Origin of the sequence: Methylobacterium sp. Leaf361, assembly GCF_001424445.1 — a bacterium.
Taxonomy (GTDB): Bacteria; Pseudomonadota; Alphaproteobacteria; order Rhizobiales; family Beijerinckiaceae; genus Methylobacterium.
On the sequence record NZ_LMPY01000012.1, the window covers coordinates 193,954 to 213,199 of the forward strand.

The 19,246-nt window shown below is 72.2% G+C and carries 22 protein-coding genes; 11 read left to right on the forward strand and 11 right to left on the reverse strand.

The features are described 5' to 3' along the window. Positions 1-50: 50 nt before the first annotated feature. From ASG32_RS10485 to fliL, 3 genes are all read right to left on the reverse strand, one after another. Positions 51-581, reverse strand: coding sequence for a DUF6468 domain-containing protein (locus ASG32_RS10485; RefSeq protein ID WP_020093625.1), 531 nt, complete (start codon positions 579-581; stop codon positions 51-53). Positions 582-600: 19 nt separating this feature from the next. Next, positions 601-1,818, reverse strand: a complete 1,218-nt coding sequence (gene fliM, locus ASG32_RS10490; RefSeq protein ID WP_091681367.1) for a flagellar motor switch protein FliM — start codon at positions 1,816-1,818, stop codon at positions 601-603. 64 nt (positions 1,819-1,882) lie between these two features. Then, positions 1,883-2,437, reverse strand: a complete 555-nt coding sequence (gene fliL, locus ASG32_RS10495) for a flagellar basal body-associated protein FliL (RefSeq protein ID WP_020093627.1) — start codon at positions 2,435-2,437, stop codon at positions 1,883-1,885. A gap of 255 nt (positions 2,438-2,692) precedes the next feature. On the opposite strand from fliL, the gene flgF reads away from it, so the two are divergent. The 4 genes from flgF to flgH are packed head-to-tail and all read left to right on the forward strand — an operon-like array spanning position 2,693 to position 6,202. Then, a complete protein-coding gene (gene flgF / locus ASG32_RS10500) occupies positions 2,693-3,433 on the forward strand; it encodes a flagellar basal-body rod protein FlgF (RefSeq protein WP_056525462.1) in 741 nt (246 codons plus the stop codon). 13 nt (positions 3,434-3,446) lie between these two features. Next, entirely contained in the window at positions 3,447-4,238 is a 792-nt protein-coding gene (gene flgG, locus ASG32_RS10505; RefSeq protein WP_020093629.1) for a flagellar basal-body rod protein FlgG, read from the forward strand. Positions 4,239-4,273: 35 nt separating this feature from the next. Next, positions 4,274-5,416 (forward strand): flagellar basal body P-ring formation chaperone FlgA, encoded by a 1,143-nt coding sequence (flgA, locus tag ASG32_RS10510; RefSeq protein ID WP_170868142.1) that lies wholly within the window; start codon positions 4,274-4,276, stop codon positions 5,414-5,416. 36 nt (positions 5,417-5,452) lie between these two features. Next, a complete protein-coding gene (flgH, locus tag ASG32_RS10515; RefSeq protein ID WP_020093631.1) occupies positions 5,453-6,202 on the forward strand; it encodes a flagellar basal body L-ring protein FlgH in 750 nt (249 codons plus the stop codon). A gap of 6 nt (positions 6,203-6,208) precedes the next feature. Here flgH and ASG32_RS10520 read toward each other — a convergent pair whose 3' ends face one another. The 5 genes from ASG32_RS10520 to ASG32_RS10540 all read right to left on the reverse strand — a co-directional run bounded on the left by ASG32_RS10520 (position 6,209) and on the right by ASG32_RS10540 (position 10,561). Further along, the gene (locus tag ASG32_RS10520; protein ID WP_056525465.1) at positions 6,209-7,507 is read right to left on the reverse strand and encodes a Gfo/Idh/MocA family oxidoreductase; all 1,299 of its coding nucleotides are present in this window, start codon (positions 7,505-7,507) and stop codon (positions 6,209-6,211) included. An 84-nt stretch (positions 7,508-7,591) separates the two neighbouring features. Then, positions 7,592-7,960 carry a PilZ domain-containing protein gene (locus ASG32_RS10525; RefSeq protein WP_056525476.1) on the reverse strand — a complete coding sequence of 123 codons (369 nt, stop codon included), beginning with the start codon at positions 7,958-7,960 and terminating at the stop codon, positions 7,592-7,594. A gap of 102 nt (positions 7,961-8,062) precedes the next feature. Next, on the reverse strand, positions 8,063-8,821 hold the full coding sequence (locus ASG32_RS10530; RefSeq protein ID WP_020093634.1) for a phosphatase PAP2 family protein: 759 nt from the start codon (positions 8,819-8,821) through the stop codon (positions 8,063-8,065). Positions 8,822-8,852: 31 nt separating this feature from the next. Further along, positions 8,853-9,371 carry a 2'-5' RNA ligase family protein gene (locus tag ASG32_RS10535; RefSeq protein ID WP_056525479.1) on the reverse strand — a complete coding sequence of 173 codons (519 nt, stop codon included), beginning with the start codon at positions 9,369-9,371 and terminating at the stop codon, positions 8,853-8,855. 26 nt (positions 9,372-9,397) lie between these two features. Beyond that, positions 9,398-10,561 (reverse strand): spore photoproduct lyase family protein, encoded by a 1,164-nt coding sequence (locus tag ASG32_RS10540; protein WP_348271889.1) that lies wholly within the window; start codon positions 10,559-10,561, stop codon positions 9,398-9,400. Between the two features lie 72 nt (positions 10,562-10,633). On the opposite strand from ASG32_RS10540, the gene ASG32_RS10545 reads away from it, so the two are divergent. After that, complete coding sequence (locus tag ASG32_RS10545) at positions 10,634-11,602, forward strand: hypothetical protein (protein WP_056525482.1); 969 nt, start codon at positions 10,634-10,636, stop codon at positions 11,600-11,602. On the opposite strand, the gene ASG32_RS10550 is transcribed toward ASG32_RS10545, so the two are convergent. After that, entirely contained in the window at positions 11,596-11,820 is a 225-nt protein-coding gene (locus ASG32_RS10550) for a hypothetical protein (protein WP_042671783.1), read from the reverse strand. The two genes, ASG32_RS10545 and ASG32_RS10550, sit on opposite strands and share 7 nt — an antisense overlap. A 213-nt stretch (positions 11,821-12,033) precedes the next feature. Between ASG32_RS10550 and ASG32_RS10555 the strand changes: the two genes are divergently transcribed. The 6 genes from ASG32_RS10555 (at position 12,034) to ASG32_RS10580 (ending at position 16,467) form a co-directional block, all read left to right on the forward strand. Continuing rightward, positions 12,034-13,011, forward strand: a complete 978-nt coding sequence (locus ASG32_RS10555) for a glutathione S-transferase family protein (protein WP_056525485.1) — start codon at positions 12,034-12,036, stop codon at positions 13,009-13,011. 165 nt (positions 13,012-13,176) lie between these two features. Next, positions 13,177-13,644, forward strand: a complete 468-nt coding sequence (locus ASG32_RS10560; RefSeq protein ID WP_020093640.1) for a hypothetical protein — start codon at positions 13,177-13,179, stop codon at positions 13,642-13,644. 82 nt (positions 13,645-13,726) lie between these two features. Continuing rightward, the gene (trxA, locus tag ASG32_RS10565) at positions 13,727-14,641 is read left to right on the forward strand and encodes a thioredoxin (RefSeq protein WP_056525487.1); all 915 of its coding nucleotides are present in this window, start codon (positions 13,727-13,729) and stop codon (positions 14,639-14,641) included. A 49-nt stretch (positions 14,642-14,690) separates the two neighbouring features. Continuing rightward, positions 14,691-15,356 carry an LON peptidase substrate-binding domain-containing protein gene (locus tag ASG32_RS10570; protein ID WP_020093642.1) on the forward strand — a complete coding sequence of 222 codons (666 nt, stop codon included), beginning with the start codon at positions 14,691-14,693 and terminating at the stop codon, positions 15,354-15,356. A gap of 12 nt (positions 15,357-15,368) precedes the next feature. After that, positions 15,369-15,575: a Trm112 family protein gene (locus ASG32_RS10575; protein ID WP_020093643.1), complete on the forward strand. Its 207-nt coding sequence runs from the start codon at positions 15,369-15,371 to the stop codon at positions 15,573-15,575. Positions 15,576-16,077: 502 nt separating this feature from the next. Beyond that, positions 16,078-16,467, forward strand: coding sequence for a hypothetical protein (locus ASG32_RS10580; RefSeq protein WP_020093644.1), 390 nt, complete (start codon positions 16,078-16,080; stop codon positions 16,465-16,467). Between the two features lie 6 nt (positions 16,468-16,473). Here ASG32_RS10580 and ASG32_RS10585 read toward each other — a convergent pair whose 3' ends face one another. Together ASG32_RS10585 and ASG32_RS10590 are read right to left on the reverse strand one after the other, a co-directional pair. Continuing rightward, positions 16,474-16,836: an STAS/SEC14 domain-containing protein gene (locus ASG32_RS10585; RefSeq protein ID WP_020093645.1), complete on the reverse strand. Its 363-nt coding sequence runs from the start codon at positions 16,834-16,836 to the stop codon at positions 16,474-16,476. Between the two features lie 177 nt (positions 16,837-17,013). Continuing rightward, the gene (locus ASG32_RS10590; RefSeq protein WP_042671779.1) at positions 17,014-19,203 is read right to left on the reverse strand and encodes a primosomal protein N'; all 2,190 of its coding nucleotides are present in this window, start codon (positions 19,201-19,203) and stop codon (positions 17,014-17,016) included. Positions 19,204-19,246 lie beyond the last annotated feature (43 nt).

Here is a 19,246-nt window from a genome sequence, read left to right on the forward strand (position 1 = left end):
CTCCTCGGGATCCGGCTTCGGCGGCGGGATCTTCGGGGCCTTGACCCCGGTCACGCGGCGCGCGCCCGGACGCGGGCGAGGGCGCGCTCGCTCATGGCGAGCGCCGCCGCGGCCGCCACGCCGAGGCGCTCCCCGTTCGGACTGGCGTGCTCCGGCCGGCGCTCGGCCGGGATCTCCGGCGCGCGCGTCGGCTCGGGGACCGCCTGCGGCGCGGGCCTCGGCTCGGGCGCGGGCTCGGGACGGACCGGCACGGCGCGCATCTGCGCCACGATGGCCCCGATGCGGGTGATCACGCCCTCGCCGGCCTCGACCTGCAGCCGCAGCTCGCCGGCGCGGATCGTGGCGGTCTCCAGGCTCGCGTTCAGGGTGCGGTCGCCCTCGTCGATCGCCGCCCGCAGGCCCGCGATGGCCCGCTCGGCCGTGCCGGTCGCGACCATCAGGTCGCCGATGGTCTGGCGGAGGGCGGCCTCGTCGCCCTTCATCTGGCCGATGCGGCGCGAGAGCCGGAGGGACGTGACGATGGTCGCCGCCAGGAGGACGGCGACCAGGATGTCGGCCGCGAGGGTGACGAAGAGACTCATGACCGGACCCTCATCGGCACTAATTGTCCGAGCGGTTGTTCATCGAGGCCTCGTAGGCCTGGATCGTCGTGCGCGAGCGGCGCAGCGGCCGGGTGACCTGGACGGCGATGTGGCCGTCGACCCGGCCGATCCGCCCCTGCGTCAGCGCCCAGTCGCCGCAGCGCACGGTGATGAGGTCCGAGGGCTTGGCCTCGAACATCAGCGTCTCGCCGACCTTCAGGCTCATGACCTGCTTCAGCGGCAGCATCATCTCGTGCAGCACCGCGTCCATGGTCACGTCGGCCTGCCAGATCTCGGTGGCGAGATGGCCCTCCCAGACGTGGTCGCGGCCGAGCTTCTCGCCCATGAAGCTCTGGGTCAGCAGCTCCCGGATCGGCTCGATCGTCGCGTACGGGAACAGGATCTGCAGCATGCCGCCGCGCCCGTCGACATCGAGGCGCAGGCTGATCAGGATCGCGGCGTTGCCGGGCCGCGTGATGGTGGCGAAGCGGGGGTTGGTCTCGATCCGGTCGATGCCGAAGCTCACGGGCGAGAGCGGCTGGAACGACATCTCGAGATCGCCCAGCACGATCTCGACGAGGCGGCGCACCAGCGTCATCTCGATGGCGGTGAAGGGCCGGCCGTCGAGGCGGCTCGACGAGCCGCCGCGCTTGCCGCCGAGCAGCAGGTCGAAGGTCGCGTAGGCGAGGTTCGAGTCGACCGTGACGAGGCCGGAATTCTCCCACTGCTCGGCCCGGAACACGCCCAGCAGCGTCGGCAGCGGGATCGCGTTCAGGTAATCGCCGAAGCGCACCGAGGTGATGTTGTCGAGGGTCACCTCGACGTTGTCCTGGAACAGGTTGCGCAGGGAGGTCGACAGCAACCGGATCATCCGGTCGAAGACGATCTCCAGCATCGGCAGGCGTTCGTACTGGACGACGCCCGAATCGACGATGGCCTGCACGCCCCCGGCCCCGGAGGCCGAGAGCTCGCGCATGGAGAAGCCGAGGACGCCGTCGATCTCGTCCTGGTTGAGCACCCGGTCGTTGCCGGCGAGCTCGGGGAGGTTGTCGCTCTCCCCGTCCTCGATCATCGTCGCCCATTCGGCGGCGACGTCGCCCGCGTTGCGCGTGGTGCCCTGCTCGGCGAGCGCCGCGCCCCACTCCTCGGCCAGCGACGTGTCGCCGCCCTCGGCCCCCTGCTCCAGGAGGGCTGCCGACCAGTCGTCCTCGGGGAGTTCGTCCTCGGGTTCCATCAGGCGTGCTCGATCGGGGCCCGGCGCGGCGCGGCGCGCGATGGACGGGACGGGGTCGCGGGCGCGCTCACTGGACGATCACGTCCTTGAACAGCACCGCGTCGACCTTGGCGGGGTACAGGGCGATGTTGATCCGGCGCAGAAGCTCCTCGCGCAGCCGGAACAGGCCCATCGAGTTGGTGATGTCGCTCGCGCGCAGCTCGCGCATGTAGACCTGCAGCGCGTCCTCGACCCGCGGCATCAGGGGCTTCACCTCCTCCTCGACCTTGGCGTCCTTCAGCTCCAGCGAGATCCGGACCTTCGCGTACTTGGCCTTGTCCTGGGGCAGCTCGGGAGAGAGGTTGAGGAGCATCTCGCGCACGTCGACGAAGACCACGGCCTTCTTGGCGTCCGGGCCGGCGCCCTTGGCGTCGCCGTGCCCGCCGCCATGGCCGCCGCCCTGCGCGGCTTCCTTGCCGTCGCCCTGGCCGCCGCCGCGCATCATCAGGAAGGCGCCCGCGCCGCCGCCCGCGATCAGGACCGCGAGGGCCACCATGATCATGAGCTTCTTCTTGCCCTTCGGGGCGCCCTCGGCTTTGGCCTCGCCGTCCTCGGCGGAAGCCTTTTTCGGCGTCTTGGCCATGGAATAATGCTCTCTCGCGGGAGACCGCGCGCCAGGTACACCTGGATATCGGAGCATCACGGTTAACGCGCCGTTAAGGAGGCAATTCCTGCCGGGTCAGGTTTGCCGCGGCGCAGCCCCCGCGCCGCCGCGACACGCGAGCGTCGCTAACCAAGTCCCTGTCACACCGCTAAAATTTGCCGCAGACGGGTTTGGCACAGCGGATGCTGAATGGATCGTTGCCGCCTCCGCGGCCCGCGAGTCCCAGAGTCCACGATGCAGAATGCCCTCTTCGTCGGCGTGTCGAGCCAGATGGCGCTCCAGCGGGAGCTGGACGTGATCGCCAACAACATGGCGAACGTCTCGACCACGGGCTTCAAGGCGCGGAGCACTCGCTTCGAGGAATACCTGATGCCGGTGGCGAGCGCGGATTCGTTCGCCCGGCCCGACCGGCGCCTGTCCTACGTCATCGACCAGGGCACCAGCCTCGACCTCGGGCAGGGCCCGATCGAGCAGACCGGCAACCCGCTCAACGTGGCGGTCAAGGGCGCGGCCTTCATCGCCGTGCAGTCGCCCCAGGGCGAGCGCTACACCCGGAACGGCGCCTTCGAGCTCGACGCGCAGGGCACGCTCGTCACCAGCGACGGCTACAAGGTCGTGGGCGAGGGCGGCCCGATCAGCATCAACCCGCAGGAGACCGGCCTCGCCATCGGCCCCGACGGCACCGTGTCGACCAACCTCGGCATCCGCGGGCGGATCAAGCTCGTCACCTTCGCCAACCCGCAGCGGCTGACCAACGAGGGGACCAACCTCTACGCCTCGCCGGAGCCCGCCCGCCCCGCCGGGATCGACGGGCGCCTGGAACCCGAGTCGCTGGAGCGCTCCAACGTCCGCCCGGTGATCGAGATGACCCGGCTCATGGACGTGAACCGGACCTACGCCATGGTGTCGAGCATGATCTCGCGCCTCGACGACCTGCGGGGCACGGCGATCCGCCGCCTCGCCGACGTCGCCTGAGGAGGCCTGACCGATGCGCGCCCTCTACTCCGCCGCCACCGGCATGGCGGCCCAGGAACTCAACGTCCAGGTCATCTCCAACAACATCGCGAACCTGCGCACCACCGGCTACAAGCGCCAGCAGGTGCACTTCCAGGATCTGCTCTACCAGAACATGCGCCGGGCCGGCGCCTCGACCTCGCAGCAGAACACCCAGCTCCCGGCGGGCCTCAGCCTCGGCTCGGGCGTGAAGACCACCTCCACGGCCCGGGTGATGTCGCAGGGGACGCTGTCCTCGACCGAGAAGGATTACGACGTCGCGATCCGCGGCGACGGATTCTTCCGGGTGACGCTGCCGGACGGCCGCACCGCCTATTCCCGCGACGGCTCCTTCGACCTCTCGGCCCAGGGCCAGCTCGTCACCCGCGACGGCTACCTGCTCGATCCGGCGATCACCGTGCCGCAGAACGCGACGTCCGTGACGATCAGCGCCACGGGCGTCGTGCAGGCGAACATCCCGGGCCAGACGGCGCCGCAGGCGCTGGGCCAGTTCCAGCTCTCGCGCTTCGTCAACAAGGTCGGCCTCGAGTCGATCGGCGACAACCTGTTCGTCGAGACCGCCGCCTCCGGGCAGGCGATCAGCGGCCTGCCGGGCGCCGACGGCTTCGGCAACCTCCAGCAGAGCTACCTGGAGGAGGCGAACGTGAACGCCGTCACGGAGATCTCGTCCCTGATCGCCGCGCAGCGCGCCTACGAGATGAACTCGAAGGTCGTCACCGCCGCCGACCAGATGCTCTCCACCACCACGCAGATGTTCCGCAGCTAACCGCGCGACCCGCACCCCGCTTCAGGTCCCTGAACATGTATGCCGGCATGCATCCCGACCCGCTCGATCCCGACTTCGGGACCCTCGACCTGCCCCGCATCGCCGCGGGGGCCGGGGACGACATCAGCCCGATCGTGCGGCGCGTCCCGCGGCGGGTAATGCCCCTCGGCGCCGCCGTCATCCTGCGCGCGCTGCTGGCCTTCCTCACCTTCGCGGCCCTCGGCGCCCTGGCGATCCCGGCCATGGCGCGGGCGGAGGGCCTGCGGCTGCGCGGCGACGTCACCGCCCGGGGCGACGTCCTGACGCTCGCCGATCTCGTCGAGGGCGCGCCCGAGCGCCTGGCCACGCGCCCGCTGTTCCGCGCGCCCAGCCTCGGCGCCACCGGGACGATCCAGACCCGCCGCATCCTCGACGCGGCCTCCGCCCTGGGCCTCAGCGGCCTGGAGACCGGCGGCCGGCTGCAGATCGCCGTGCAGCGCGCCGCCCGCCGCCTCGGGCCGCCGGAGATCGAGGCGGCGCTCAAGCGCGGCCTCGAGACCGGCTACGGGCTCAACGCCCAGAACATCGCGGTCCGCCTCGACGGCGACGGACCGACCCTGCTGGCGCCGCTGGACCTCGAAGGGCAGGCCGCGGCCCTGGACCTGACCTACGATCCGCGGACGCGCCGCGTCGCGGGCCTCGTCACCCTCGGCGAGCGGCAGGTCTCGCTGCGCGTCTCCGGCGTAGTCGTGGAGCTGCGCGAGGTGGCGGTGCTCACCCGGAACCTCAACCGCGGCGAGCCGGTCAGAGAGGGCGACGTCGCCCTGGAGCGGCGCCCGCGCGAATCCGTCGCCCCCGACGCGCAGGGCAGCGCCACGACCATCCTCGGCGAGGTCGCGCAGAACACCCTCACGGCCGGCACCGTGCTGCGGGTCACCGACACGGCCCCGCCCGACCTGGTCGCCCGCGGCGAGAACGTGACCATCGTGTACGAGACGCCGAGCATCAGCCTGTCGATGCGCGGCCTGTCGAACGATTCCGGCCGCATGGGCGCCGTCGTCAACGTCGTCAACGTCGCCTCCAAGAAGGTCCTGCAGGCCACCGTGATCGGCCCCGGCCGGGTCTCGGTGAGCCCCAGCCCCGCGGCCCGGCAGGCCGCCGGCGCCGCCCCCGTCCAGGCGACCGCCTCCCTGCGCTGACCGCCCGCCCTGCACGCGTCGAAGAGTGATAGCCCGATGGCCCGTCGCACCGTCCTGAACCCGCTCGCCGCCGCCCTGATCGCCGGCGCGCTCGGCGCCTGCAACACCGCCGACCGCCTCTCGCAGGTCGGCCTGACCCCGGCCCTGTCGGCGATCGAGGACCCGACCGCGCAGCCGGGCTACAAGCCGGTGCGGATGCCGATGCCGGACGTGCAGCCGGTCTCGTACGCGCCGAACTCGCTGTGGCGCACCGGCTCCCGCGCCTTCTTCAAGGATCAGCGCGCCGCCAAGCTCGGCGACATCCTGACCGTGAAGGTCAAGGTCACCGACCAGGCGAACATCAGCAACGAGACCAAGCGCTCCCGGGCCAACACCGAGAGCTTCGGCCTGCCCAACGCCCTGGGCCTGGAGAACAACGCGGTCGGCAAGTCCTTCGGCGTCGGAAGCACCGCGCTGCTCTCCGCCACCTCGGCCATGGCCAATGACGGTGCCGGCTCGGTCCAGCGCACCGAGTCCGTCCTGACGAACGTCGCCGCGGTGGTGACCCAAGTCCTGCCCAACGGCAACCTCGTGGTCGAGGGCAAGCAGGAGATCCGGGTCAATTTCGAGGTGCGCGAGATGATCGTCGCCGGCGTGGTGCGGCCGGAGGACATCGAGTCCGACAACACCATCGACTCGGCCAAGATCGCCCAGGCGCGCATCGCCTACGGCGGCCGGGGCCAGATCACCGACGTGCAGCAGCCGCGCTACGGCCAGCAGCTCGTCGACATCCTGCTGCCGTTCTGAGGCACCTCAGGACGGCTCCTCCGGCTCCGGCCCGCGCGTCACGTCGAGGCCGGAACCGGCGCCGGGGGGCGGGCCGACCTTGACCGGCGCGCCGGTGCGGGCGGCCTCGTAGATCGCCTCCATCAGGACCTGGTCCTGCAGCCCCTCCTCGCCGGGCGTGCGGGGCCGCAGGTTCTCCTGGATGCAGCGCGCGAAGTGGTCCAGCTCCAGGGCGAACTGGTTCTTCGGGCTCAGGACCTTCTCGTCCCGGGCGGCGTTCCTGCCGTCGCGGTGGCCGATGTAGAGACGCTGGCCCTGGTAGGCGAAGGCGTTCTGGAGATCGACGGAGGCGGTCCCGGTGTGCAGCGTCAGGCTCCGCGCCTCGTAGACCCCGTAGCTCGTCAGGCACTGGGCGATCACGCCGGACGGGAAGTGGAGGGTGAAGCTCGCCGTCTCCTCGACCTCGCGGTACTTGGGATCGTCCGGCGGCGAGTGGATCTGGGCCTGGATCAGGTTCGGCTCCTCGCCGAGAACCGCGCGGGCGGTGTTCAGGCAGTAGAGCCCGATATCCGGCAGCGAGCCGCCGCCCGCCAGCGCCTTCCGCAGACGCCACTGCTCCGGCAGACCCGTGGTCTGGCCGTTGAACGCCTGGATCAGCCGCGGCCGGCCGAACTCGCCCGATCGCGCGAGCTTGATCACGGCCCGGTTGTGGGGCTCGTACTGGCACCGGTAGGCGATCATCAGCTTGACGCCGGCCTTCGCGCAGGCCGCGATCATCTCCCGGCACTCGTCCGAGGTCACCGCCATCGGCTTCTCGCAGAGCACCTGCTTGCCGGCCGCGGCGGCCGCCACGACGTTGTCCCGGTGCACGCCGTTCGGCGTGACGATGTAGACCGCCTGGACGTCGGGGTTGGCCTTCAGCCGATCCCACGCGTCGTAGCCGTAGACGGCGTCGTCTGGCAGCCCGTACTGCCGCGCCACGAGCTTCGCCTTGTCGGGCGAGCCCGACATCACCGCCGCGAGACGGGCGCGCTTGCTCTCGCCGAACGCCGGCAGGATCTCGTCGAGGCTCAGGCGCCCGAGACCCACCACGCAGTAGCCGACGCGCTGGCCCGGCGGCTGCGGCGCCGGGCTCGGGGCGGGCGGCCGGTCGCCCGGCCCGCGCCAGTTCGGGAACATCACCTTTCCGCCCTGCACGGCGCCGGTATCGGCCGGGACCGCGGGCGCCGGCGGGGCGGCCTGCGCGCCGCCGCCGGCCGCGGCGCCGGCCAGGGCGCCCCCGGCCGCGAGGAGAGTGCGTCGTGAGAGCCGGGTGTCGTCCGCCATGTGCCTCGCCGTGTCGCCGGATCGGGAGGGCCGCGCCTGGGGCGCCGCCCGCGCCGGGAGCCGCCGGATGGCGGAACCGCGCCCTCAGTGAACGCGACCCGGCTCCGGGCTGTTTCCGTCGAGGAGCGCGGCGCGCAGACGCGCCACCTCCGCCTCGCTGGCGGCGAGCCGGCGCGCGACCGCCTCGGGCTCCGTCGCCGCGCGGGTCTCGGCGAAGCCGAGGCCGACCGACTCGCCCGCGCGCCAGGCCACGAAGGCGCGCCGGGTCTCGCCGCGACAGGGGATGAACAGCTCGACGCAGTCGGGGAGCACGGCCTCCGCCGGCAGCCGGACCCGCGCCCCGTCGAGGGACACGTCGCGGACCGTGCAGTCGATCTCCGGGAGGAAGGCCGCGACGCGCAGCCGCCCGCCCAGGCAGACGCGGCGTCGGGCAGTGCGGCGGCGCTCGACCACGATCGTCTGACCCTGACGGTTTCGGTTGCGGGGACAACCGCCATCCAGCCCAAACGGCCCCCGCCCGTCCAATTTAACCGTCTGTTTACCTTAACAGCAGGTTCAGGCGGGCGGCGGCGGGTCGGGCGCCTCGACCTCGCCGCGGCGCTGCAGCTGCAGGGCGACGAACCAGCACAGGGACGCCCAGGCGGCGCCGATGCACCAGCCGGCCAGGACGTCGCTCGGCCAGTGCACGCCGAGATAGATGCGGCTGATGCCGACGAGCAGCGTCACGCTCACCCCGAGCGCCAGGACCAGCGCCTTGGCGCGGCGGTTGCGCTCGATCCGGGCGATCAGGGTCGCCAGGGTCAGGTAGGCGATCGCCGACATGGTGGCGTGGCCGCTCGGGAAGCTCGCCGTGAACACCTCCATGCCGTGGGGCACGAGGTCCGGCCGGGGCCGATGGTAGAAGATCTTCAGCACCGTCGAGACCAGCTCGCCGCTCCCCACCGCGGCGAGGACGTAGAGACCGATGCGTCGGCGCCCGGACACGCCGAGATAGGCCGCCACCGCGCAGGTCAGGAACAGCACGGTGAAGACGCTGCCGAGCCCGGTGATGTCGCGCATCGCCTCCTCGAGCCAGGGCGGCCCGATCGGGTCGGCGAGATCGGCGGGATTGCGCAGGGCGAGCAGGATCCGCCGGTCGAGGGCCGCGGTGGAGCCCTCGCCGACCTCGTGGGCGAGGTAGAAGAACCCGTAGCCGAGGATGCTCAGGCAGAGCAGGGCGACGAGGGGACCGACCTCGTTCAGGCGCAACCGCAGCCAGACCGCCATCGCGGGCTCGATCAGCCGGTTCTGCCGCAGGTTGCCCGGCGCCCTCATGGCGCGGTCTCCCGGTGCGCGTCGACATCCATCAGGCATTCTCTCCGAAGGGCAGGCGGGCGACGGCGTCCCAGGGGCCGCCGCGGTAGCGCCAGAGCAGGGTGCCGGGGGCGGTGAACCGGAACGGCACGAACCCCGCCGACAGGTCGGCGTGCAGCGCCCGGGCCGTGTCCGGCGACACCTTGTTCTGCACCGTGACGTGCGGGCGCCAGCCCTGCCGGTCCTGGGCGGTGAGGTGGGCCGCGAATTCCTGCGCGAGGCGGCCCCGGAAGCGCGCCAGCGCGTCGGAGTCGAGCGCGTAGGCGACGCCGCGGCCGGTGAAGCGCAGGCCGGTCACCGCGACCTCCGGCGGCGGCACCGTGCGGGCGAGGGCGGTGATCGCCTCGATCACGCCCCGCTCCCGGTCGCCCGGCAGGTGGTGGAACAGGGTCGCGTGCGCCGGGATGCGGTTCAGGGCTTCCGGGAAGTGGCGGCGCCGCTCGCCGTCGAACCGCGCGAAAGTCGGCTCGTCGAAGGCGAGCGTCAGGATCAGGGGGGCCGCGTCGATCATCGGGGCCAGATGGCGCCCGCGGGCGCTCAGGTCCAGTACAGGATCCGCGCGGCCGGCAGGTCGCGGGCGAGGCAGGCGGTGAGATGGGCGCGCATCGCCTGCATCAGGGGCTTCGGGAAGACGTGCTTCACCGAGCCGAACTTGGTGCGCTTCTCGACGCGCTCCGCCTCGTCCAGCGGCAGGTCCGAGCCGGGATACCAGCCGCGCAGCACCGCCTTCGAGCCCGGCGTGAACCGGTGGGTGATGAGTTCGGCGGTGAGGTCGAGATCGGGCACGCCGGCCAGCGCGTCGGCGGCGGCGCGGACCAGCCCGGCATAGGCGTCCTCCCAGTCCGGGACCGGCAGGATCGGCGCGACGGTCAGGCCGACCGGGTAGCCGGCCCGCGCCGCCGCCGCCAGGGCGGCGAGCCGCGCGTCGAGGGGATCGGTGCCGCCCTCGTAATGCGCGGCCGCCCGCGGATTGACCGAGAAGCGGATGCGCGTGCGCCGGTTTTGCGGCAGGTCGAGGAGCGGTTCGACCGCGGCGAACTTGGTGGTGAAGCGCAGCTGCACCGGCGTGTCCCAGGCGCCGAAATGCCGGATCGCCGCCGAGAGCGAGCCGGTCAGGTGCTCGATGCCGAGGGGATCGGTGTAGCAGGACGCCTCGAAGGTGGTCCCCTCCCGCGCCCGCTCGGCGGAGGCCGACGTCACCGCGCCGCGCCCCGCATAGTCCGCGAGGTTGTCGAGGATCGCCGCCAGATTGGCGTAGGCGCGGGTCACCGGCGGCCCGGACAGAGAGCCCGCGAGGTAGCAGTACTGGCAATGGGCCGGGCAGCCCTCGGCGAGGTCGAAGCGCCAGTCGGCCGAGGGCGGGATCGGCTGCAGTCGCAGCTTGGTCGGCGGGGCGACCGTCAGCGCGAGGGTCGCCTTGGCGGCCGCGTAGGCGCGGCGCGGATCCGGCTCGCGCGGGCTCGGCAGGCGATTGGACGCCAGCCGCTCCACCGGCAGGCCCAGCGCCTCGGCGCGGGCCAGCATGGCGCGCCCGTGGGCGTGCTCCAGGGCGGCGGGCATCACCAGCACGCGGCGCGGGCGCCACAGCCGCACCGGGCGGGCGGGCTCCGGGCGGATGGGCTCCGGGCGGATGGGCTCCGAGCCCCCGGGTTGCTCCGGGCGATCGCGGGTCTGGACGGCCGGTGCGGGCGAGGGCGTCATGCCTGACGAACGCGCGGTCCCGGTGCCGGGTCCGGCCTAGTCGCCCGCTCGCGGTGCGGCTAAAGCACCGTCATGTCTGCAGGCAGGGAGAGCGTACATGTCGGCCGCGACGGCTGGTTATTCCTCATCGGGGGGACCAACCGGGTCATGGACCGGTATCGCGGCGGCCTGCGGCACTGGCTGCTGCTGCGCGGCTGGACACGGCTGATCAAGGCCCGCGCGCGGCGGGCCGAGAGCCTCGGCATCCGCTGCCTGCACGTGATCGTGCCGGAGAAGCTATCGGTCTACGACGACAAGACCGACGGCCTGCGTTACGCCCCCGGCAAGGCCTCGACCCGGCGGCTGGCCCGCAGCCTCGCCCGGCATCCGGCCTATCTCGACCTTCTCGCCCCGCTCCGCGCCGCCCGGAACGGGCCGGTGCCGCTCTACCTGCGCACCGACACGCACTGGACCGCGCAGGGCTGCCTGCTGGCCTACCGCGCGATCATGCGGGCGCTCGGGGCGGTCCCGCCGGCCGACATCGGCGCGCGTCCGGGCATCGTCTCGGACCAGCTCATGGATCTCGGCGAGAAGCTGCCGGAGCGGCCGCGCGAGCGCCTGGAACGGTTCATGCTGCAGCGCGACGCGTCGCGGGTCGAGACCGGGCCGCTGCTCGCCGCCTACGAGGCGGAAGGGCGCGACCGGGAGGTGCATGTCGGCGCGCATGTCGTCTACCGGAACGCGTCACCGGCGGCCGATCCGCGCCGGCTCGTCCTGTTCGGCGATTCCTGCGCCCATTTCGACCCGTTCCTGCTGACCGGGCTGCTCGCCGAGAGCTTCAGCGAGGTGCACTTCGTCTGGTCGTCGAGCCTCGACTGGGCCTATATCGAGCGGGTCCGCGCCGACATCCTTCTGTTCGAAATCGCCGAGCGCTTCCTCGCCAAGCTCCCGAAGGACGATTTCGACGTGGCCGTCGCCGGCCAGCGCGGGACCGGCGGCCGCCTCGCGAAGCTCCGGGCCGGCGGCCTCGACGCCGTCGGCCGCGGGGCGAAGCCTCAGTAGATGGCCTGATCCAGGCGGGCGAAGTCGGCGACGCTCGCCGCCTGATACTTCGCGAAGGATTCCGGCGCGCAGGCGATGCCGATCATCAGGACGAGGAGCGTCGCGAGGCACGCGAGCGTCGCGGTGACCACGTCGGCGTGGCGCCGCAGGGCGTGGATCACCAGGCACCCGAACGTGAACAGGGCCGCCTCGGCGACGGGCACCAGCGCGAACGACATCACTTCACCTCCATCGATCCCCCACCGGGTCGGGCAGCTGCGGCACGCGCACGGCGACGGGTGGGTGACGCGAGACATGGCGGACTTTGCTGCACCGCAACAGACAGGCGGGCGCAGGCCTGCCTTGCGTGGCGTTCGCGGGCGGACGCGTCCCTTCACACCGACCGCGCGAGGCCCATCTCGGTCGGACCTCTCGGACAGGCGGAGACGACGATGGGCCTCCTCGTAGACGGCATCTGGCGCGACCAGTGGTACGACACCGCCGCGACGGGCGGCCGCTTCGAGCGCAAGGCCTCGGCCTTCCGCAACTGGGTCACCGCCGACGGGTCGGCAGGCCCCTCCGGCGCGGGCGGCTTCCGCGGCGAGCCGGGGCGCTACCATCTCTACGTGTCCCTGGCCTGTCCGTGGGCGCACCGCACGCTGATCGGCCGGACGCTGAAGGGGCTGGAGGACGCGATCTCCGTCTCGGTGGTCGACCCGCACATGGGCGCGGAGGGCTGGGTCTTCGGCGACACGCCGGGCGCGACGCCGGACCCGATCCACGGCGCCCGGCGCCTCTACGAGGTCTACCTGGCGGCGGACCCGTCCTACAGCGGCCGGGTCACCGTCCCGACCCTCTGGGACCGGGAGCGCGCCACCATCGTGTCGAACGAATCCGCCGAGATCCTGCGGATGCTGAACGACGCCTTCGGGGGCACCGGCCCCGACCTCTATCCCCCGGACCTGCGCGCCGAGATCGACGCGGTGAACGGTCGCGTCTACGACCGCGTGAACAACGGCGTCTACAAGGCGGGCTTCGCGACCACGCAGGAGGCCTACGCCCAGGCCTTCGAGGCCCTGTTCGCGGAACTCGACGCGCTCGAGGCGCGCCTCGACCGGAGCCGCTACCTCTGCGGGGACCGGCTGACCGAGGCCGACATCCGGCTGTTCACGACGCTGGTGCGGTTCGACGCGGTCTATGTCGGACACTTCAAGTGCAACAGGCGCCGGATCGCCGACTACCCGAACCTGTCGAACTACCTCCGCGACCTCTACGCGCTGCCGGGCGTCGCGCCGACCGTGAACCTCACCCACATCAAGCGGCACTATTACGAGAGCCATCCGACCATCAATCCGACGGGGATCGTGCCCCTCGGGCCGGACCTCGACCTCGCCGCGCCGAACGACCGGGCCCTGCGGTTCGTGGGCTAGCGGGCCGCCCCGCCCGGCGTCCCTTCCGCGCCCGTGCGGGTAGGGTTGAGGGCGTCCGGCGCGTCCGCGACACACCTCCCGTCGCGCCGGTCCGGGCGCCGTGCCCCTCGACGGCGTGCGCGGCGCGCCTAGTTCGGCTCTCAACCGGAGGATGCCCGACACGCCATGACCAACAGCCTGCGCCTCGCGCTGCTCTGCGCCCTCGTCAGCCTGCCCTCCGCGGCCCGCGCCCAGGCGGCGCTGCGGCTGGAAGGGACCTGCGAGAAGCTCGTCATCGGCACGCAGGACCTGAGCGCGGCCTGCAGCAACGTCCTGACGAACGCGGTGAGCCGCAACCGCACGAGCTTCGACTTCACGACCTCCGACGGTCAGACCCTCAGCTTCAGCGGCAACGGCGCCCAGCAGGAGGCCACCGAGGAGACCGATCCGCTGCAGCCGATCAACGTCGTCACCACGGGCAAGGACGGCGCCCCGATCCTCGCGATCGGCGCCTGCCGCTTCTCGACCCCGGAAGCCGGGCGCACCGCGATCACCTGCGAGGCCAGCACCGCCGACGGGCGTCCCTTCGCCGGCACGTTCGTGACCGCCGCCAAGGCGGCGGCGGGCGCGCCGGCCGCCGCGCCGCCGCGCTGAGGATCCGGCCCTCCGGGCTGGTCAGACCGGGGCGGAAGCCCCATTTAAGGCGCTCCACGAAAAAGGTTCCGAAGCCAGACCGATGCTCAACGAAACCCTCGCCGCGGGCGGTACCCCGGCCGGCGACACCGGCTCCCTCATCAAGGACACGACCACCGCGAGCTTCCGTCAGGATGTCATCGCCGAGTCGATGAACCGGCCGGTCCTGGTCGATTTCTGGGCGCCCTGGTGCGGGCCCTGCAAGCAGCTCACGCCGGTCCTGGAGAAGGTCGTCCGGGAAGCCGCGGGCGCGGTCGTCCTCGCGAAGATGAACATCGACGAGCATCCCTCGATCGCCGGTCAGCTCGGCATCCAGTCGATCCCGGCGGTCATCGTCTTCCAGAAGGGCCAGCCGGTCGACGGCTTCATGGGCGCTGTCCCCGAGAGCCAGATCAAGGAGCTGATCGCGCGCGTGGCCGGTCCGCAGCAGGACCCGCTGGAGGCGGCCCTCGCCGACGCGGCGGCCCTGATCCAGGAAGGCGACCTCGCCGGCGCCGCCGAGATCTACGCGGCGGTGCTGGAGCAGCAGCCCGACAACGTCACCGCGCTGGCCGGCCTCGCCAAGATGCAGCTCGACGCGGGCGAGATCGAGAACGCCAAGCGCGTCCTGGCGATGGTTCCGGAGGCGAAGGCCGGTGACCCGGCGCTCGTCGGCATCCGCGCCGCCCTGGAACTCGCCGAGCAGGCGGCGTCGCTGGGCGACCTCGCGGGCCTGCAGCGCGAGGTCGAGGCCAACCCGGACGCCCATCAGGCGCGGTTCGACCTCGCGCTCGGGCTCGCCGCCCGGGGGGAGCGCGGCCAGGCGGTCGATCACCTGATCGAGCTGCGCAAGCGCGACAAGGACTGGAACGAGGACGGTGCACGCAAGCAGCTGCTGCAGTTCTTCGAGGCCTGGGGCGTGATGGACCCCGACACGATCCGCGGCCGGCGCAAGCTTTCGGCACTTCTATTCTCGTGAGGCACCGGCTCGCGCGCCGGCCCACCGTTCGGCCCCTCTGGGAGGCGCCATGAGCACCCATGCGAGCTACAAGGGCCCCGCGGATTGCCCGGCCGTGATCCCGGTCTTCCCGCTGTCCGGCGCGCTGCTGCTGCCGCGGGGACAGATGCCGCTCAACATCTTCGAGCCGCGCTATCTCGCGATGGTTGACGATGCCATGCGGACGGACCGGATCATCGGGATGATCCAGCCCGACCCGGAAGGGTCGGGCGGATCGAATCCGAAGCTCTACCGCGTCGGCTGCGCGGGCCGTGTCACCCAGTACGCCGAGACCGGCGACGGCCGGTACCTGATCTCGCTCACCGGCGTCACCCGGTTCCGGGTCGAGAGCGAGCTGGCCTCGATCGGCCCCTATCGCCGCTGCCACGTCTCCTACGACGAGTTCGCGGTGGACTTCGAGCCGCGGGCGGGCGAGGAGCAGGTCGACCGCGAGGGCGTCCTCAAGGCGCTGCGCGATTTCGTGGAGTCGAACGACCTCAAGGTGGACTGGGCCGGGATCGACGAGGCGCCCGACGAGGCGCTGGTCAACGCCCTGTGCATGATGAGCCCGTTCGGCGTGCGCGAGAAGCAGGCGATGCTGGAGGCTCCCGACCTGAAGACCCGGGCCGAGATCCTGATCGCGGTCACGCAGATGGAACTGGTTCGCGGCTCGGGTCCCGAGTCGCCGATGCAATAGGTTGCCCCACCGATGTCCAACGATCTCACCGCCCCCGTCGAGGCGACCCGCGTCGACCCGAAGCTCCTGGAGATCCTGGTCTGCCCGCTGACCAAGGGCACCCTGGAATACGATTCGGCCCGGCAGGAGCTGATCAGCCGCTCGGCGAAGCTCGCCTACCCGATCCGCGACGGGATCCCGATCATGCTGCCCGAGGAAGCCCGGCCGCTCACTGACTGAGCACCGCGAGTCGCTCCGGCCGTCCCGCGCGCGGCCCCTCACAACCCGAGAGGGCGGCGCGGCGCGCTGGTCGGCTGCCCGCGCCCGCCGACGGATCCGATCATGGATCCCGCCCGGCCCGATCGAGGCCGGTTGCTCAATCGCCGGCCCGCCCCGAGACGCCCGAGGCTCTCCCGCGCGGGCAGCTTCGGCCGCGGTCTCGCGGGCGCTTTCCCGCGGGCCCGGCGATCCTCGACATGCGCGTGCAGGACCTCGGCCGCCTCCGTCTCCTCCGTGATGAGCGGAGACTTGGACGCTCCGGTCGGCAGATCAGTCCACAGCATCGTCCGCAACGAGCTTGACTATTGGCCGGGGGACTGTCGGCCGTAATCTATCTTGAACAAGCGGGGGGCAGCCATACTCTTGCCGCTTCCATCGTTCAGCGTCGAGTCATCCTCGATCGATGATTCTGACCGTGCACGCCGCTTCCGGCGGTGTCCGCTTCGCTGAAAGATTGCATCGCATGACCAAGCTGACCGCGGTCGCGGCCCTCGCCGCCGGCCTTCTCCTCCCGACGTGCCTGCCCGCCAGCGCGGGGCCGAGCGCGCATAACGGGCGGTGGTCGGTGGAGCTGGTGACGGAGAGCGGCCTGTGCAGCGCCCGCTACACCTACGCGCTCGCGATCCGCGAGGGGCAGGTGCAGCTCATTTCCGGCAGCGCCGGGGCGCAGGTCAACGGCCACGTGCGGCCCGACGGCAGCGTCGGCATCACGGTCAGCAACGGGACGGCGAGCGGCACCGGCACCGGCCGACTCCAGGCCGGCAGCGGCGCCGGCACCTGGAAGGTCTCGTCCCTGTGCTCGGGCCACTGGACCGCGCGGCGCAGCGACACCCGCACCGCGCAGGCCGACTGAGGTCGCTCAGGCGGCCGCGGCGAGCCAGCTCCGCGCCTCGTCGATGCGGGCGCGCTCGAACACCTTGATCTGGGTCGGCGACACGAAGTTGAAGGTCTCGGCCAGCGCCTTCAGCCAGGGCGCGTCCGTCACCAGGGCGACGTGGCTGATGCTCTTCATCATCGAGATGCCGAAGCGCGGGTCCTTGAAGAAGGCCGCGGGCTCCATGCCCTCGAAGGCGCGGATATCCTCGAGCAGCTTGATCTTGCCGCCCTTGTCGAGGTCGGCCTTCATCGCGGTCATCGCCGCGTTCATCTCCTCGTCGGTGATCTTCCCGTCGACCACGATCTCGGCGACATTCGAATCCGGCGTCTTGGTGTAGGTCAGCACTGATCGCTCCTCCGGGAACCGCATGCGTCCCGTAGCCGGTCTCCGACCAGGGTCCGCCGCCCGTGACCTGAGCCATACCCGATCGCGGGACGAACCGGTATGGCTCCGGACCCTCGCTCTGACGTGCCTCCCGACGGCGAACCGGCGTTCACGAGACCGGGAGGCCCGCGAAGTCTCCTACAAAAAACTCTGCGGGTCGACATCGATGGCGACCCGGACGTTGCCCCGCACCTTCGGTCCCCGGGCGATCCAGGCGCGCAGGTAGGCCTGGAGATCGACGTTGCGCTCGGTCTTCACGAGCAGCCGGAACCGGTAGCGGCCGCGCACCAGGGCGAGGGGCGCCTCGGCGGGGCCCAGGACCATCACGCCCTCCGGCGGCTCGGCGGCGCGGGCGAGCGCCTGCCCGTGCGCCTCCGCGACCTCGCGCTCGCTCGCCGAGACGATCAGGGCCGCGAGCCGCCCGAACGGCGGCAGGCCGGCCGCCTCGCGGGCCTGGATCTCCTCCGCGTAGAAGCGCTCGGCGTCGCCCGAGAGGAGCGCCGCGATCACCGGGTGGTCCGGCTGGTAGGTCTGGACCAGGGCGCGCCCGGGCTTCTCGCCGCGTCCGGCGCGCCCGGTGACCTGCTGGAGCAACTGGAAGGTGCGCTCCGCCGCCCGCGGGTCGCCCGAGGTCAGGCCGATATCGGCGTCGAGGACGCCGACCAGCGTCAGGAACGGGAAGTTGTGGCCCTTGGCCACGAGTTGCGTGCCGATCACGACGTCGCACGCGCCGGCCGCCACCGCCTCGAGTTCCTGGCGCAGACGCTCGGCGCCGCCGGGAAAGTCGCTCGACAGGACGACGATGCGCCGGTCCGGGAACATCTCGGCCGCCTCCTCGGCGATCCGCTCGACGCCGGGCCCGCAGGCGGTGAGATTGTCGAAGGTTCCGCACTCGGTGCAGGCCTCCGGCCGGCGCTCCGCGTAGCCGCACTGGTGGCAGACCAGCGCCCGGCGGAACCGGTGCTCCACGAGCCAGGTCGAGCAGTTCTTGCACTGGTAGCGGTGGCCGCAGGCGCGGCAGAGGGTCAGCGGCGCGTAGCCCCGGCGGTTGAGGAACAGCAGCGCCTGCTCGCCGCGCTCCAGGGTGCTCTTCACCGCGTTGACCAGCGGCGGGCTGAGGAAGCGGCCGCGCTCGGGCTGGTCGAGGCGCATGTCGATCGCGGCGATGTCGGGCAGGCGCCGGCCGCCGAAGCGCTCGGGGAGCAGGACGTGCCGGTAGCGCCCCCGCGCGGCGTTGACGCGGGTCTCGATCGCGGGCGTCGCCGAGGTCAGGACGACCGGGCAGCCCTCGAGGCGCCCGCGCACCACCGCCATGTCGCGGGCGTGGTAATGGACGCCGTCCTCCTGCTTGTAGGCCGTCTCGTGCTCCTCATCGACCACGATCAGGCCGAGCCGCGCGAAGGGCAGGAACAGGGCGGAGCGCGCGCCGACCACCACGAGCGCCTCGCCCTCGGCCACGGCGGCGCGCAGGCGCTCGCGCCGCTTGCCGCCGATCCCGGAATGCCATGCCGCCGGCCGGACCCCGAACCGGGCGGCGAACCGGTCGAGGAACTGCGCCGTCAGGGCGATCTCGGGCATCAGGATCAGGGCCTGCCGCCCGGCCCGGACGCAGGCCGCCACCGCCTCGAAATAGACCTCGGTCTTGCCGGAGCCCGTGACGCCCTCCAGCAGGACCGGGCGGAGATCGTCGGATTCCCGCGGCTGCGGCCGGTCCCACGGGAAGGGGGCGACGAGGGCCGCCACCGCCTCGGCCTGCGCGGGCGAGAGCGGCGCCCGCGGGAAGTCCGGGTCGGGCCGCGGCGCGACCGGCTCCGGCTCGACCGCGACGGTCTCGAGGACGCCGTCGTCGATCAGACCGTCGACCACCGAGAGCGAGACGCCGGCCTCCTTGGCGAGCGCGCTCTTGCCGCGCAGGGCGCCGTCGGCCGCCGCGGCGAGCACCTTGGTGCGGGCCGGGGTCGGCCGGGACGGGGGCTTGTCGGTGAGGCGCACGGCGACGCGGGCGGTCTCGCCGGCGGCCGCCTCGTCGGGCAGCCGCAGGACCATGGCGAGCGCCGAGCCCTTCGGCGCCAGCGTGTACCGGGCGATCCAGTCGACGAGGCTGCGCAGCGGCTCCGACAGGGGCGGGTAGGGGAGGCGGCCGGTCACGGGCCGCAGGTTCGAGCCGCCGGGCGTCTCGGCGACGCCCCAGACCACCCCGACGATCTCGCGCGGGCCGAGCGGCACCTGCACCACGTCGCCCGGGGCGAGGTCGAGCCCGGCCGGCGCCACGTAGCTGTAGGGCGTATCGAGGGCGAGCGGGATCAGGATCTCGGCGACGGCGGGCATGCGGGGCTTTTCGGGCGGGTCCGTTCCGGGTCCGTACCATAGG